Raw genomic sequence first — 16,037 nt, 5'->3', positions numbered from 1 at the left:
TTATCATGGCAAACACCGATTCTCAAAAAGGAAAGACTCTTTCCGGGCTTCTCAAAGAGAAGTTTGATACTCAGATAGCCGGGAAACCGGTAGCGCTTTATACTCTTACCAATAAAAACGGAGCAGAGATTTGTATTACCAATTTTGGAGGTATTGTGGTTTCTCTTATGATACCCGATGTTTCCGGAAAGATGACCGATGTGGTTTTAGGGCATGAATCGATAGAGGAATATCTGAATACTCCGGAGAAATTTCTCGGAGCTTTGATCGGCCGCTACGGAAATCGTATAAAAAAAGGTTCGTTTGTTTTGGATGGAACACGTTATAATATTCGTTCCAATAATCCGGACTGTGTATTGCATGGCGGTATAGTAGGTTATAACAACGTTGTGTGGGATGCCCGTCAACAAGATGACCAGACATTAGAACTGACTTACCTTTCGAAAGACGGAGAAGAGGGTTTCCCGGGCAACCTTTTCGTGAAAGTGATTTATCAGCTTACTGATAATAATGCGATGAAAATCGATTATGAGGCATTTACCGATAAACCGACCGTAGTAAATCTTACTCATCATTCGTTTTTTAATTTGAATGGAGACGGAGGTGGAGAGGTTACCAACCATAAAGTGATGATCAATGCCGATTATTTTACACCAATGGATGATAAATCTGTACCGACAGGAGAAATACGTCCGGTGAAAGATTCTCCTATGGATTTTACTGAACCTCACGAAGTGGGAGAACGAATTGATAGTAATTATGAACAACTTATTTTCGGAAAAGGGTATGATCATAATTATGTGTTGAATAAGAATTATCCCGGTGAAATGACTTTAGCGGCTAAAGCCGTCTCTCCTAAAACCGGAATTTCTATGGAGGTGTATACGACCGAGCCGGGAGTACAGCTTTATACCGGAAATTGGTTAAATGGATTTATAGGGAAAAAGGGACGCAGTTATTCTGAACGTACGGCAATTTGTTTTGAAACGCAGCATTTCCCCGACAGCCCGAATAAACCGCATTTCCCATCAACGGTATTGCGTCCCGGTGAGATATATGCTCAGACTTGTATATACACGTTCGGCATAGAAAAATGATGAAGTGAAACAGCACAGAAAAATTTTGCGAATATTCGATTACATAGGTATTATGCATTTTAATCTGTACGAAAAAATCAAAATAACTAAATAATTTATCAACAGTAAAAAAACTATGAGTGACACAACTAACAAGAAGAATTATGCATTGCCTATTGCAATGATGTTCGCCCTGTTTGCAATGATTTCGTTTGTAACAGGACTTACCAATCCGCTGGGTGTAATTGTAAAGAATCAGTTCGATGTTCCGAACTGGATGACTCAGTTGGGTAATGCCGCCAATTTTATCGCTTATGCTTTTATGGGTATTCCGGCGGGTATGATGCTTAAAAAAATAGGATATAAAAAAACGGCTCTTGCAGCTATTGCCGTTGGTTTTATCGGTGTAGGTATTCAGTTTTTTTCGGGACAACTCGATAACTCCAGTAGTTTCGGAGTTTATCTTGCAGGTGCATTTGTTTCCGGTTTTTCTATGTGTATGCTGAATACGGTCGTGAACCCGATGTTGAATACATTGGGCGGTGGTGGAAAAAGAGGAAATCAACTGATTCAGTTCGGTGGTTCTTTGAATTCCATTTCGGCAACGATCGTTCCTATTCTCGTAGGTTATTTGATCGGTAACGCAGCTAATGCGAAGATCAGCGATGCTTCTCCGGCATTGTTTATTGCTATGGGTATCTTTGCCGTAGCCTTTATTGTGTTGTCGATAATGAGCATTCCGGAGCCTCACATGGAGCCGGCTAAGGCTAAGACTGAAAAAGATACGCACAGTGCGCTTTCTTTCCGTCATTTTATATTGGGGGCTGTAGCGATTTTCTTATATGTGGGAGTTGAAGTGGGAATCCCGAATTTCTTGAATTTGTTTTTGACGACGTCGCCCGATGCTTCCGGTGCTACCGGCATGGGAATCGATGCTGCTATGGCAGGATCGATTTGCGGTACTTACTGGTTCTTGATGATGGTTGGACGTTTATTCGGAGGTATTCTCGGCGGTAAATATTCAAGTAGAACCCAGATGATTTTTGTGTGTACATTGGCTTTGATATTTTTGTTGATCGGAATATTCGCTCCGACGACCAGTCAAATATCCATGCCGGTATTCAAGTCCGATATCAGTTTCGGTATGACAACAGTTCCCGTAGGAGTAATGTTCTTTGTTCTTTGCGGACTCTGTACGTCGATTATGTGGGGTGGAATCTTTAACCTTGCAGTCGAAGGATTAGGTAAATATACTGCTATGGGATCGGGTATATTTATGGTAATGGTTTGCGGTGGAGGTATTTTGCCGTTGTTACAAGGCGGTGTAGCCGATATCTTCAGCAACTATATTGTCAGCTTCTGGGTAGTATTTGCAGCAGTTTGCTATATGCTGTATTATGCCTTGATCGGTAGTAAAAACGTAAATACCGATATTCCTGTAGAATAAACATTTTTATTTTTTTCCGAATTATTCGGTTTGGAGGTAATATTTAAAAAAGATAATAATTATGGATAATAAAATAGTCAGAGAAAAATTTGCAGAATTATTTGGAACAGCCGGAGATCTTTATTTTTCACCGGGGCGGGTAAATTTAATTGGAGAACATACCGATTATAATGGAGGTTTTGTTTTACCGGGAGCTATTGATAAAGGTATGTTGGCTGAGATAAAACCGAATGGAAAGAATATAATCCGGGCTTTTGCTGTCGATCTTAATGAATATTCGGAGTTCGGTATGAACGAGGAAGACGCTCCGAAAGAAAGCTGGGCTCGTTATATTTTTGGTGTCGTGCGCGAAATAATTAAACGCGGAGGAAAAGTCGAAGGTTTTGATACAGCATTCTCGGGAGATGTTCCTCTGGGGGCGGGTTTGTCTTCTTCTGCAGCGTTGGAAAGTACGTTTGCTTTTGCTCTGAATGAGATATTTAATCTGGGTATCGATAAGTTCGAACTGGCAAAAATAGGACAAGCTACCGAACATAATTATTGCGGTGTGAAATGCGGTATTATGGACCAATTTGCTTCGGTATTTGGTAAGGAAGGTCACTTGATCCGTCTGGATTGTCGTTCTTTGGAATACGAATATGTTCCTTTTGATCCGAAAGGATATAAGGTCGTGCTGATAGACTCTGTGGTGAAACATGAATTGGCTTCATCAGCTTATAACAAACGGAGAGAGTCTTGCGAAGCTGTTGTTGCGGCAATTAAGAAAAGACATCCTGAAGTGGAACTGTTACGTGACGCAGATATGAAAATGCTCGATGAGGTGAAGAATGAAGTGTCGGCAGAAGATTACCGTCGTGCGGAATATGTAATTGAGGAGATACAACGGTTGCTCGATGCTTGTGATGCTCTTGAAAAAGGCGATTATAAAACTGTAGGAGAGAAAATGTATGGTACACATTACGGCATGAGTAAACTTTATGAGGTAAGTTGTGAAGAGCTCGATTACTTGAATGATGTAGCCCGTGAATGCGGAGTTACAGGCTCTCGGGTAATGGGAGGCGGATTTGGCGGTTGTACGATAAATCTTGTGCCTGAAGATAAATATGATAATTTTATCACGACTGCTGTTAAAGGATTTACTCAAAAGTTCGGAAAAGAACCCAAGGTATATCCGGTGAAGATCGGAGCAGGATCACGTAAATTATAATACATAGTCTGATATGGCGGGTATCCGGAATCAAATGTAACATCATTTCGGATACCCGCATTTTATTTTTAACTTATGCATGAAGACAGTTTTTATGGAGTCCAGGCACGTTTCCTGATAGCAGTAGATTGTACTATACTCGGATTTATCGACAATGAGATCAAGCTGCTTACGTTTCGAAGAAAAATCGAACCTAAAAAAGGCGGACTTTCTTTATTGGGAGGTTTTATGAATGAAAATGAAAATATCGATCAGGCGGCGAGTCGGGTGTTGAAGACTTTGACAGGGCTTGACAATATTTATATGCAGCAGGTAAAAGCTTACGGAAATGTAGATCGTGATCCCGGAGAACGAGTGATATCTGTGACCTATTATGCTCTGATTAATGTGACCGATTATGCTAATAGTTTGTTGCCGGAAAGTGATTTGGAATGGATTTCGTTGGACAGGAAAAGAGAACTTATTTTCGACCATGAACAGATGCTTGATGATGCTATATTACTATTGAGGCGTCATGCGGCACTGCATCCGATAGGATTTAATCTGTTGCCTGAGAAGTTTACATTGACGCAATTGCAGTCGCTTTATGAATCGATTTATGGTGAAACGATGGATAAGCGTAACTTCCGTAAAAAAATTTTAGGGATGGACATTCTTGAACGGCTTGATGAAAAAGATAAAAAAAGCTCTAAACGTGGAGCTTATTATTATGTGTTTAATCGTCAACGATATGAATCGATGCTCGATAAAGGATTTGTATTCACTATGTAAGAGGTTGATGTGATCGGGGTGGAGTTTGCTATGAGTGCCATGCGTAAATTTGAAAAATAGTTTTGTAAGTTTTGAGCAGGTTTGTAAATTTGAATTTGTTTACGACTTTTGTTAATGTCGGTGGATTGTAAATTTAAAATGCGATGATTATGAAGAAATTGATTTTTGTTGTTCTTTTGTGTATCACGTCTTTAAGTTTTGCGAATGCGCAAAAAAATGCAGTAGGGTTTCGTTTCGGAGGAGGTGCTGAGTTTCTTTATCAGAGAGATTTGAGTACTAAAAATTTTCTTCAGTTTACATTAGCTATTCCCAATTACGAGGGATTGTCGTTGACTGGTATATATAATTGGCGGTGCTGTCAGTGGGATTGGACACCCCGAACTTGTGATTGGTATTTGAATGCTGGAGTCGGTGGAGCATTAGGATTTTATGATTTCGATGATTCGGGGCTTTTGTTCGGAGTAGCCGGTTCTTGTGCTTTCGGCTGCCAATTTAAAAAAGTGCCCATTTCTCTCGAAGTCGATTATCGTCCGGTTATTGGTACGGTTATCGGAGGATATAGCGAAGGTTTCTTTACTCCCGGTTTTTGGAATTTCGGACTGGCTGTGGCATTTCATTTTTAATGGCGGTTCTATTTTTTTTAAAACATTTATTTAATACCGAACCGGGCGATCATCGAATAGCGTAGTTTGATGGTGCGAAACGAGCCGAAGGATTGGGCTTGAGATGAAATCATATTGCTTTGTACAGAAAGAGTATAGTCGTTTATACTTTCTCGCGGTTCTACAATGCGTATGACATCTCCTAATTGTTTACCGAGAGATTCAGTGAGATAGGCTGCTTTTTTTGCCGCTCTCAATGCCTTTATCTTTCCTCGTTTTCGATATGTCTGCATTTCTTTGTTCTTCAATTCACCTATATACATATTATTGATACCTTTTGTGTCGATATTTTGTACGATTTTGTCGATCAGTTTAAGGGCCTATCTCAATTTTCCGACAAAAAATATTATCAGGTCATCTTTGCGTTTTCTTTCGGTCTTTTTCCCCGTTTTCTCTCGTCAGATACTCGCTATCCTCCTCATAAAAACATACTTGCAAGAAATTCTCAACCCTGATCCGAGTAAAATTTAGACGACAGGCTCTTAGAGTTTTGTTTAAATTTTATCCATTAAGTATATAAACATATTTTATAAGGCGATCTGTTTTTTTTTGTAAGAATTGATGACTGCAATACGACTAACTTTTCAAAACATCTTAAAAAATGGAAAAAATGGAAGAGGACTTCGTAAAGCTGATTAACCAGAATCAAGGAATTTTGCAGAGAATATGCAATATTTATTTTTATCAGCATCCGTACCGTGAGGATTATTATCAGGAGATATTGATTCGATTATGGAAAGCATATCCGAAGTTCAAACAAAAGTGTGCTTTCTCGACTTGGTTGTATCGGGTTGCTTTAAATGCAGCCATTGATCTTGTACGGAAAGAATCGATACTGCCTGTTTGTAAAGGATTGTCGGCACAGGAAGACAGTATATGTGATAGTTGTTTGGAAGAAAATTATGTGGTAGACGAAAGAGAAAGATTATATCAAGCCATTAATCAGTTGCCAGATGTAGAAAAAGCAATTATAATTCTTTATCTCGAAGGTTATGAATACAAAGAAATCTCTGCTATTATAGGAATTTCTGATACGAATGTTGGAGTGAAAATTAATAGAATCAAAAAACAACTTATTAAACGAATACAAAATGGAAGACAATGATTTGAAAAAAATTTGGAAAGAGATGTATACTGGAATGGAATGTAAATCTATTGATATCAAGGAAATAATACATAAAAAGCATTCTGTTGTAATTTCTCGTGTTTTACACCGTCAGAAAAGTCTGATATGTTTATTTGCTTTCTTTTTTATTTTATCGGTAACAAGTAATATTTGGCATTCAGTTTTAATGGGAAGGGCGTCTTTCCCTTTGTGGGTCGTAAATATTTTTTTATTATTTATACTCTTTTCTGTTATTTGGGGGTATCGACTGTTTATAAAATCTGCAGATTTATGTTCTGTTAAAGAGTCGGGAATAATCCTTAAAAAGCAGTTAGAACGGAAGATGCATTTTGATTTTATTATTTGTTTAGTGTTTTTTTACGGTATGGCGATTAGATTTATTATTATGTATTTGAACCAATTTGATGAATTAAAAGAAATGAGTTATATCTTAGTCTTTTTTATAGTCCTTTTTTTAGCTATTCCGTGGTTGATGAGATATTATCAAAAGTGCCGTTACAAGTCTTATTTATTTTCCCTTGAACGGGGTTGGAAACTGTTGGAAGAGATTGAATAGTATATGGAATTTAATCTTTATTTACGATATAAAAATGTCAGATATAATACTTTACCCATAAGTCAGTATCTATATCTACAATAAGATATTGCTTTTATATCTATTTAGTAAATAGACTATGTGAAATTATATAATTGTTATAAATACAGTAAGTACTTTTGGCAGATTACAAATACTTTTTTATAGGCTTTTCATTTCGGTTTTTAACCTTTGGAGAACTCTTTTTTAAATAGAGAATAATCCTTATCTTTGTAAAAAATACATTATCCCATGACAAATACGACTGTACTTAACAAAGCAGCTGATAATATCCGTATCTTGGCTGCATCGATGGTTGAAAAAGCGAAGTCGGGTCATCCCGGTGGAGCGATGGGGGGTGCTGATTTCGTAAACACCCTTTTTGCCGAATTTTTAGTGTATGATCCTTCTGATCCTAAATGGATTAATCGTGACCGCTTTTTTCTTGATCCCGGCCACATGTCTCCGATGCTTTATTCGGTATTGGCATTAACCGGAAAATTTACGCTTGATGAACTGAAACAATTCCGTCAGTGGGGAAGTCCTACACCGGGACATCCCGAAGTCGATGTGATGAGAGGTATCGAGAATACTTCAGGTCCTTTGGGACAAGGTCATGCGATGGCAGTCGGGGCGGCAATAGCCGAACGTTTTTTAGTTGCCCGTTTCGGTGATTGGATGGCTCATAAAACGTATGCATTTATTTCGGACGGAGGTATTCAGGAAGAGATTTCTCAAGGGGCTGGACGCATTGCCGGTTATTTAGGTTTGAACAATCTGATCATGTTCTATGACAGTAATGACATACAATTATCTACCGATACCGATGCCGTAACTAAGGAAGATACTGCCGCCAAATACCGGGCATGGGGATGGAATGTCCTTGAAATAAACGGTAATGATGCAGATGCAATCAGAGGTGCTCTTATCGAGGCCGGGCAGGAGCAGAGCCGTCCGACTTTGATCATCGGTAAAACGATTATGGGTAAGGGTGTTGTGACCGAAGAAGGACAATCTTATGAAGGGAAATGTTCTACGCATGGGCAACCTTTGAGTGCTGCCGGTGCTTCTTTTGCGAAGACCATTGCTCATTTGGGGGGAAATCCGGACGAGCCGTTCGCTATCTTTCCAGAAGTGGAAAAATTGTATGCCGACCGTAAAGCCGAATTGTTGAAAGTTGCTGCTGATCGCAAGGCTAAACAAGCAGCTTGGGAGAAAGAAAATCCTGAGCTTGCAGTGAAATTGCATCAGTTCTTTTCCGGAAAAGCTCCTGAAATCGATTATAAAGCTATTGCTCAGAAACCGGGAATTGCTACTCGTGCTGCATCGGCAAACGTATTGGCTGTTTTTGCGGAGCAGATCGAGAATATGATTGTTTCATCTGCCGATTTAGCTAATTCGGATAAAACCGACGGATTCTTGAAAAAGACGCATGCTTTCAAGAGTGGGGATTTTACCGGAGCTTTTTTACAGGCTGGAGTGAGCGAACTTACTATGGCTGCCATTATGAATGGGATGATGCTGCATGGCGGTGTTATAGGAGCATGCGGAACATTCTTCGTATTTTCCGATTATATGAAACCCGCAGCACGTATGGCGGCACTGATGGAAGTTCCTGTAAAATATATCTGGACGCACGATGCTTTCCGTGTAGGAGAAGATGGCCCTACACATCAACCGGTAGAACAGGAAGCTCAGATTCGTTTATTGGAACAGCTTAAAAATCATCATGGTAAAAACAGTATGTTGGTGTTGCGTCCCGCTGATGGTCCGGAAACTAGTGTGGCATGGAAATTGGCAATGGAAAATACCGAAACTCCTACTGCTTTGATTCTTTCCCGTCAGAATATCAAAGATCTGCCTGCTGCTTCGGGAGATCGTTTCGAAGAAGCTTTGCAAGCGGCTAAAGGAGCTTATGTCGTGATTAAGGATGAAAATCCGGATGTCGTGTTGGTCGCTAACGGATCGGAGGTTTCTACTCTTGCAGAAGCTGCTCCGTTGTTGAATGAAGCAGGAATAAAAGTTCAAGTAGTTTCTGCTCCGTCCGAAGGACTTTTCTTCAATCAGTCGAAAGAATATCAGGAATCTGTAATTCCTTCAAACCTTCCGGTATTCGGACTTACGGCCGGTTTGCCTTCGACTTTGGCTCGTTTGGTAGGAAAGAACGGTGTCGTTTGGGGACTCGAACATTTCGGATATTCTGCTTCTTATCAGGTACTTGATGAGAAACTCGGATTCACGACCGAAAATGTCTTGAAACAGGTGAAGGCTTTGCTGAAGAAATAATTTATCTTTCATTTATCGGGATACGATAATTGACATAAAACAGAATACCCTCGAAATATGAAGATTCGAGGGTATTCTGTTTTTATTTAGTGGGATGGAATTTTTAAGAAACAAAATGTCGATCATTTTTGAGAAAATGGATGGGTAGTATTCTCGGATATTTTTTATGTATTTTATTGAAACGAGGGAATACTGGCAAAGTTTGATTACTTATTTTTTACTTAGGGAGAAAAGTATCCTGTTCGGTCTTATATAGGTAAATAAAGGCCGAATAGGATATTTATTTTATAGAGATAACCCTTTTTACATCTATTTTAATAAAAATGTAATAAATATTATCTCTGTTTTTTAATACTGTATTTTCTAAGTTTGAAATATAAAACAGTAACCAAATTATCTTATCCGATCATGAAAAAACTATATTCTTTGTGTCTCGTTTGTTGTTTTGCAGGGATTTTGCAGGCGCAGACTAAAATTCGCTATTCTTATGATGTTTCGGGAAATCGTGTTAGGAGAGAGATTGTATTAAGTCGGGTTCAAAACCGGGCATTGGCCGATCCGGAAGATGAGAAACCTTTATCTGAAAAATTTGCCGGGCAGACCGTTCGTTTTTACCCTAATCCGACCAAGGGACAAATAACGATTGCCATTTCCGGTAATACGGAAGAACTATCGGGAGATGTGAAAATTTTTACCATGAACGGAAAATGTATTGCCACCCGAAAAATCGTTTCGTCAAAAGTCTCTTTTGACCTTAGCAATCAGCCGGCCGGAAATTACATCCTGAAAATGACATTAAATGGAAAATCTGCAACCTGGAAAATAATAAAGGAATAACTTGCTATCATTGTCATATGCGCACATCGTTAACCTTATTTTTGTTGTGTCTTGCATTCGGAGTTTATGCACAGACTTTAGGAGGATCATATCCTCAACCGATTCGAAATTCGGATACGGCAGTGATAAAACATGTCGATTGGGTACAAAATCCGGAGATTTTGCCGGACTCGACGTTAGAACAATTGATGCGGGATATTCAGGCTTACAAAGAGCCGGAAATGAAAAACGTGTCGACAGCCATAAGTCCTTTATATACCCCCGGAGAGATCACCGTTCATACTTCGGTCAGTCCTTTAGGCTCGACGATCTGCGAGGTCCCTATCGAATTGCCGAAAGGACGAGGAGAATGCGCTCCGGAAATTTCATTATGTTATACACAATTCAGCGGTGACGGAGTTTTGGGATGGGGATGGCGATTACAAGGATTCTCATCCATAAACAGTGTCGATTTCAATGGATATTACAATGATAAGACCGCCCCTGCTGTAACCGATGCTTCGGCTGCATTTCAACTTGACGGATCTCAGCTTGTCGAACAGTCGTCCGGGTGGTATCGTACCGAAAAAGGAAATATCAAGGTAAAATGTCTTACGCAAGGGGACAAAATCGTGTCGTTTACCGTATTTCGTCCTGACGGTTCGCAATCGCTTTATAAGCCGGTTGTTAATGACGGATTGGAGTATCCTTTATCGAGAGTGACCGATGTTGCCGGCAATCATATCGATTATACTTACGAGTATAAATACGGGCATCATTACTTGCTTTCCGTTTCGTATGGAGGTAGAGGTCCGGTCGATAATCCCGGACATTTTGTCCATGTAGATTTTATTTATGGGGAGCATCGACAAGATATTCCTTTATCTTATACGGCAGGCATTGAAAAGAAAGAACCTCGTTTATTGCAGGGAATCATGATAAAACTCGACACCAATATCGTGAAGATTTATTCAATGTCCTACAAAAATACGACACCCTCTTTGTTAAGCGAAATTAATTGCTTGGTCGGTTCGAAAACTCGCCTTGCCCCCTTGCGTTTTGCCTATGCTTCCGGTAATCAGGGAGGTATTAGACAATATACGTCGAGTATTTCTTTATACTATCCCGATATGGAAGAGTTAGTCGTCCGTTCCGGAAAGTTGTCATACGGCAGTGATGATGACGGGATTATCTCATATCCTGATCCCGGACTATACCGAAATCCGCAAGAAGAATATTATTATGTCGCGCTTGATCCGAGTCATAAATTGAACCTTTATCCGGGCATCGGATCGAATTCGGCTTATGCTCTTGAGCTTCAAGTTGAAGCAGGATTTAATTCTGCTTTTTGCGCCAATATCGACTATGTCCCGGGTGACGAGATCGTACGTATCAATAGCGGAGTGATGTCGGGAAAGGATGTGGTTTGCATCGCAGCCTATGCTCCGGCCTATATGAATACCGGAGTGGATCTGAAAGAAGATGTTTATTATTTTACGGGAGATGCGATAAAAAAGAAAGATACCTATTCATTCTGTCCTAAAACCTATTTGAGCGGAGATTTTACAGGGGACGGAAAGGATGAGATATTTGCGGTTTCGATGAATGCCCCGTTAGATATGGCTCAGCATAAATCCGTATGTTATCTGTTCGATTTGGATCAGATATTATCACCTGTGTTTCAAAGACCCGTGTTTAATTACAATATGGGCGCTGATATGGTGACGGTAGTTGATTTCGATGGAGATGGCAAAGCCGATATTTGTCATATTCATCCCGCAGGTTTCGATATCTATACATTTGTTTCTGTAAATGGAGATTGGCAATTAAACAAGATATACTCCGATAACCGGATATCGAATTCTTTTTTGTCGGATAAGCGAATGCTGCTGTCCGATGTAAACGGTGATGCTAAAACCGATTTTATCATTTCCCCGGAATTCGTTCGTACCCGGACCGAATACGTCCCTGTCTATTCTCCGAGAGAATGTCCTGTATGTCATGGGCATGATTTCGGATATGAAGGATTTAATTCCATGACCGGTTTGCCGGATGTATGGTGTTATACCTGTGAACAATATATACAGCCCGGTTATACCTGTGTGGAATGCGGGGCTGGATTAACATCCGATTTTACTTGCCCGGATCATGGCAGTCATGTAAATTATACGTGGCGGACCGAGGATACTCAGTGGCAGGTGTTGTTTTCTACCGGTACGGAGTATAAGTTGGAATCCATACCGGGTTTCCCCGTAGAGAAAAGCGATAATCTGCTTATGCAAGATATGGACAATGACGGGATTCTCGATATTGTGTGTCAAAAGGAGAATAAAGAGGTCAAAATATATCCGGTAAGAAATAACGTCATTGTTTATGAACCGAATAATATCGTCACCGCGACCTTATCCAATCCGGCGATATTAGTCCCCGCTACCGTGATGCAGGCTACTAATCATTTGTTTTTGTACGGGTTGTATAAGAATGAAGTGTATAAGATCAATTACGGAATAGATCAGTCACAATCCCGTTTACTTTCTGCCGCTTATACCAGTACCGGCAACGAGATTCGTTTTTCTTATCAAAAAATGAATAGCGGTTACAATTATAAGATTGGGCAAGGAGCGGTTTTCCCTTATATCGATTTTACTGCGCCGATATGGATAACCACGGCAAAAGACGGTTATAGCGGAGGAACGCTTTTCGAATCGTTGCAATTCAGTTATGAAGGAGGTATATCTCATGTGCAGGGGCTGGGTTTCAGAGGATTTAAAACCGTCAATACGATTGACGGGCTGCGGTTCTGGTATGGTAAAAAGATTTTCGATCCAACCCGTTACGGTATCTTGCTGAAAGAAGAGACCGAGCAGACCGTATCCGATTTTGAATATGATTTTGTGTTGCATGACGATAAGACCGTGAAATCGTTATTGTTGAGGAAAACAGAAAAAGATCTTTTAAACGATAATACTCATATTACGACATATACCTATGACGATAAGGAAAATCCGATAAAAGAGGTGGTCGATTACGGGGACGATCTGAAAACCACGATCGAAAATACTTATCAGAATATCGATACGGAGAGTAAATATTATACCGGATTGTTGAAAACCCGTACTACAACATATTCAGCTTCCGGTCAAACGGATTTACGAACATCGGAAAGTTATGAATATGATGATTATCAAAATCTCATGTATAAATCGGTAGTTAAAGGAGAGTCGTCTCTTGTATCGGAAGAAAATTATACGTATGATGAGGATCAGAATATGATAGCGTACGACATACAAAGTTATGGCTCTATGTATCAAATAACTTTCTATGAATACGATGCTTATGGAAGACCTGTTAAAAAGACCGATCCTATGAATTTGGTTACACAGTGGCAGTATGATATTTACGGTAATATGGTTCGGGAAACCAATCCCGAAGGGTTGCATACATATTATGAATATGACGGTTTGGGACGTACCTTAAGAACTGTTTATCCCGACAGTACCGAGACGGTCGTTACTTATGCGTGGGCTTCGGGACCGGAGTCGGCATTGACCGAGATAACGACAACCCATACGGGTAAACCGACGGAGAAACTGTTTCAGGACGCTTTAGGCCGGGAAGTCCGCAAAGGAGCGCAACGTTTTGACGGACACTATCTCTTTACCGATAAAGTGTATAATCAGCACGGTTTGCTCGAAAAGGAATCGTTGCCTTTTCGTTCTCAGAGTCCCTCGGCGTGGAATCAGATGACGTATGACTTTCATGATCGGCTTGTCCGTACCGATTATGCTTCGGGACGTACCGATGTGTATGATTACGGGCAGAATACCGTTACCGAGACCAAAAAGGGAATAACAGTTTCAAAGACGTTCGATGCAGTCGGTAGGGTGATTCGGGTTTCAGATATGGCGGGAGATATACAATATACATTGCGTCCTGATGGTCAGCCCGAATCGATTACAGCGCCGGGTAACATACACATTCACCTATAATGTGTACGGACAGAAAATCGGAATGTCCGATCCGAGTGCCGGTACGATCGAGTGGAGATACGGTCCTTTTGGAAATCAGACTTATAAAAAAGATGCGAATGGGGTCGAGACCCGAACTTTGTATGATTCTTACGGGCGAAAAGACTCGATTCATATCTCCAAAGACAATAAAGAGTTGCGTACTGTCAAGTTCGGTTATGACAATTATAACCGTTTATTGCAAGTTGTCGAAAATACCGGTTCGCGTTTTTATAAGTACGACCGGTATGGCCGCTTATCGGAAGATATACAGTATATCGATGATTATTTTAGTTTAGAACGCAAGTATGCTTATAATGAGTTGGGGCAGATAAGTTGGATAAATTATTACGGTTATTTGCCGTGTACGATAGGGAGAGTGCATTACACGTATGCCAATGGGCATAAGACCGAGATCAAAGTCGATGCTTCTGCTCCGGCATGGAAGCTTGTTGCCGAGAATGATATGGGATTGCCCGTATCGATAGAGACGGGACCGCTGACCCGGACTTTTGAATACGACCGGTACGGATTTCCGTTAAAACGTACCGTAACCTGCGGTGATCGGATTATTCAGGATATGAGTACCCGATTCGATTCTCATACCGGAAATCTGACCTGGCGGCAAGATAATACGCGGAATATCCGGGAAGATTTTTCTTATGATGCCTTGAACCGTCTCACAGGATTTAACGGCAAGACGATAACTTATGACGGAAAGGGAAACATCACCGACCATTCCGGAGTCGGGTCTTTCGAATATGCCGAAGACCGTCCTTATGCGATAGAGTATATTACACCTTACGGAGATTATGTTCCGGAGGCTGCACAAGAAATTACCTATAATGAATTGTTGCGCCCTCAGAAGATAGTTGAGGGGGATATAGAAACTTCGTTCCAGTATGATTATGACGGAAACTTTAATTATGAGAGGATCGAAGGAACAGATTCTCTCGGAAAAGAATTTTTTAGAGAGCATTTTTCATGGGATAATAAATATGAGGAGCTGAACGGTTATCATTTCGGCGGAGTGTTGTATCTCGACGGAGATGTCTTTTCGGCGACCACCGCTTGGTGTACGTCACCGATAGGGGGAGAAAATGAGTGGGAATACCTCTATATATGTCGTGATTATATGGGTAGCATTACCCATGTTATAGACAAATCCGGAAATGTATTGCAAGAATTGAGTTACGATCCGTGGGGACGTTTCCGCGATCCCGATACGCAGGAACTGTATGCTCCGGGAGAGACGCCCGAATTGCTTTTGTTGCGGGGGTATTGCGGACATAAACATGTTGAGTATCACGGATTGATACACATGAATGCCCGGCTGTATGATCCTGTAATAGGACGCTTTCTCAGCCCCGATCCCTATGTGCAGATGCCGGATTTCAGCCAAAATTTTAACCGTTACACCTATTGCTTGAATAATCCGTTGGTTTATAAAGATGAGAATGGAGAGTTTATTATAGCATTTTTTTCTCATTTTATAAAAGGTTTAGTCAAAAAACAGAATCCTTTTAAAACAGGTTGGCAGGGAGTTAAGAATGAATATATGCTTCTAAAGGGTTTGTTTTCCGGAGGAAGTCAACGGACAAAGAGTCGTTTCACTCGGGAACTTCCGCAAACAGCTGCCGGTTTTTGGGCATCTTATTTTAGTAATTTATTTGGTTTTACTCGTAAAGTAAGCAGTTGGGGCGGGGCGACTGTTTCGCAATTAGAACCGGCATTCTTGAAAGGAAGCAAAGCATTTACATTGGGTTCGTATATTATGGGAGGCAGTAGTATTGAAGCCGATCCCAATAACGTCATCTTTCAGCATGAGTACGGGCACTATTTGCAGAGCCAGGAGATGGGATGGAGTTACCTGTTCAAGGTCGCTATTCCGAGTTTGAAAAGTGCTGCGGGAGATGGGATGCATTGTTTTTTTAAGACGGAGCAAGATGCCAATATGCGGGCGTTAATTTATCTGAGTGAAAATGTTGAGGGATTTTATCGAAGTGAAGATGTAGATTATAATAATTAAAGGATGGGACTTTTGGAAAAATTCATTAGATCCAGA

The 16,037-nt window shown here is 40.5% G+C and carries 12 protein-coding genes; 11 read left to right on the top strand and 1 reads right to left on the bottom strand.

What is annotated here, in order from left to right:
• The first annotated feature begins 5 nt into the window (after positions 1-5).
• The 5 genes from QUE35_RS06055 (at position 6) to QUE35_RS06035 (ending at position 5,124) form a co-directional block, all read left to right on the top strand.
• Positions 6-1,097 carry an aldose epimerase family protein gene (locus tag QUE35_RS06055; RefSeq protein ID WP_022601710.1) on the top strand — a complete coding sequence of 364 codons (1,092 nt, stop codon included), beginning with the start codon at positions 6-8 and terminating at the stop codon, positions 1,095-1,097.
• A gap of 115 nt (positions 1,098-1,212) precedes the next feature.
• Positions 1,213-2,523 carry an MFS transporter gene (locus QUE35_RS06050; RefSeq protein ID WP_009318724.1) on the top strand — a complete coding sequence of 437 codons (1,311 nt, stop codon included), beginning with the start codon at positions 1,213-1,215 and terminating at the stop codon, positions 2,521-2,523.
• A 61-nt stretch (positions 2,524-2,584) separates the two neighbouring features.
• Entirely contained in the window at positions 2,585-3,730 is a 1,146-nt protein-coding gene (gene galK / locus QUE35_RS06045; protein ID WP_022601709.1) for a galactokinase, read from the top strand.
• 75 nt (positions 3,731-3,805) lie between these two features.
• Positions 3,806-4,501 carry an NUDIX hydrolase gene (locus QUE35_RS06040; RefSeq protein ID WP_022601708.1) on the top strand — a complete coding sequence of 232 codons (696 nt, stop codon included), beginning with the start codon at positions 3,806-3,808 and terminating at the stop codon, positions 4,499-4,501.
• Between the two features lie 149 nt (positions 4,502-4,650).
• Positions 4,651-5,124 (top strand): hypothetical protein, encoded by a 474-nt coding sequence (locus QUE35_RS06035; protein ID WP_009318727.1) that lies wholly within the window; start codon positions 4,651-4,653, stop codon positions 5,122-5,124.
• Between the two features lie 26 nt (positions 5,125-5,150).
• Here the strand turns inward: QUE35_RS06035 and QUE35_RS06030 are convergent, their stop codons facing one another.
• A complete protein-coding gene (locus QUE35_RS06030) occupies positions 5,151-5,426 on the bottom strand; it encodes a hypothetical protein (RefSeq protein WP_022601706.1) in 276 nt (91 codons plus the stop codon).
• Between the two features lie 338 nt (positions 5,427-5,764).
• On the opposite strand from QUE35_RS06030, the gene QUE35_RS06025 reads away from it, so the two are divergent.
• The 6 genes from QUE35_RS06025 (at position 5,765) to QUE35_RS06000 (ending at position 16,001) form a co-directional block, all read left to right on the top strand.
• Positions 5,765-6,268: an RNA polymerase sigma factor gene (locus tag QUE35_RS06025; protein ID WP_022601705.1), complete on the top strand. Its 504-nt coding sequence runs from the start codon at positions 5,765-5,767 to the stop codon at positions 6,266-6,268.
• Complete coding sequence (locus QUE35_RS06020; protein ID WP_022601704.1) at positions 6,255-6,845, top strand: hypothetical protein; 591 nt, start codon at positions 6,255-6,257, stop codon at positions 6,843-6,845. The genes QUE35_RS06025 and QUE35_RS06020 overlap by 14 nt, the downstream gene beginning before the upstream one ends.
• A gap of 270 nt (positions 6,846-7,115) precedes the next feature.
• Positions 7,116-9,149 (top strand): transketolase family protein, encoded by a 2,034-nt coding sequence (locus tag QUE35_RS06015; RefSeq protein ID WP_022601703.1) that lies wholly within the window; start codon positions 7,116-7,118, stop codon positions 9,147-9,149.
• A 408-nt stretch (positions 9,150-9,557) separates the two neighbouring features.
• Positions 9,558-9,986 (top strand): T9SS type A sorting domain-containing protein, encoded by a 429-nt coding sequence (locus QUE35_RS06010; protein WP_022390189.1) that lies wholly within the window; start codon positions 9,558-9,560, stop codon positions 9,984-9,986.
• A gap of 17 nt (positions 9,987-10,003) precedes the next feature.
• Positions 10,004-13,954, top strand: a complete 3,951-nt coding sequence (locus QUE35_RS06005; RefSeq protein WP_022601700.1) for a SpvB/TcaC N-terminal domain-containing protein — start codon at positions 10,004-10,006, stop codon at positions 13,952-13,954.
• Entirely contained in the window at positions 13,902-16,001 is a 2,100-nt protein-coding gene (locus tag QUE35_RS06000) for an RHS repeat domain-containing protein (RefSeq protein ID WP_081705702.1), read from the top strand. The genes QUE35_RS06005 and QUE35_RS06000 overlap by 53 nt, the downstream gene beginning before the upstream one ends.
• Positions 16,002-16,037 lie beyond the last annotated feature (36 nt).

The organism is Coprobacter fastidiosus (assembly GCF_030296935.1).
In the GTDB taxonomy this organism is placed as follows: Bacteria; Bacteroidota; Bacteroidia; order Bacteroidales; family Coprobacteraceae; genus Coprobacter; species Coprobacter fastidiosus.
This window is presented reverse-complemented; position numbering and strand designations above follow the sequence as displayed.

Coding starts and splice junctions, on each gene's coding strand:
- QUE35_RS06055 (WP_022601710.1), top strand. CDS start 6: ATGGCAAACACCGATTCTCAAAAAGGAAAGACTCTTTCCGGGCTTCTC.
- QUE35_RS06050 (WP_009318724.1), top strand. CDS start 1,213: ATGAGTGACACAACTAACAAGAAGAATTATGCATTGCCTATTGCAATG.
- galK (WP_022601709.1), top strand. CDS start 2,585: ATGGATAATAAAATAGTCAGAGAAAAATTTGCAGAATTATTTGGAACA.
- QUE35_RS06040 (WP_022601708.1), top strand. CDS start 3,806: ATGCATGAAGACAGTTTTTATGGAGTCCAGGCACGTTTCCTGATAGCA.
- QUE35_RS06035 (WP_009318727.1), top strand. CDS start 4,651: ATGAAGAAATTGATTTTTGTTGTTCTTTTGTGTATCACGTCTTTAAGT.
- QUE35_RS06030 (WP_022601706.1), bottom strand. CDS start 5,426: ATGTATATAGGTGAATTGAAGAACAAAGAAATGCAGACATATCGAAAA.
- QUE35_RS06025 (WP_022601705.1), top strand. CDS start 5,765: ATGGAAAAAATGGAAGAGGACTTCGTAAAGCTGATTAACCAGAATCAA.
- QUE35_RS06020 (WP_022601704.1), top strand. CDS start 6,255: ATGGAAGACAATGATTTGAAAAAAATTTGGAAAGAGATGTATACTGGA.
- QUE35_RS06015 (WP_022601703.1), top strand. CDS start 7,116: ATGACAAATACGACTGTACTTAACAAAGCAGCTGATAATATCCGTATC.
- QUE35_RS06010 (WP_022390189.1), top strand. CDS start 9,558: ATGAAAAAACTATATTCTTTGTGTCTCGTTTGTTGTTTTGCAGGGATT.
- QUE35_RS06005 (WP_022601700.1), top strand. CDS start 10,004: ATGCGCACATCGTTAACCTTATTTTTGTTGTGTCTTGCATTCGGAGTT.
- QUE35_RS06000 (WP_081705702.1), top strand. CDS start 13,902: ATGGTCAGCCCGAATCGATTACAGCGCCGGGTAACATACACATTCACC.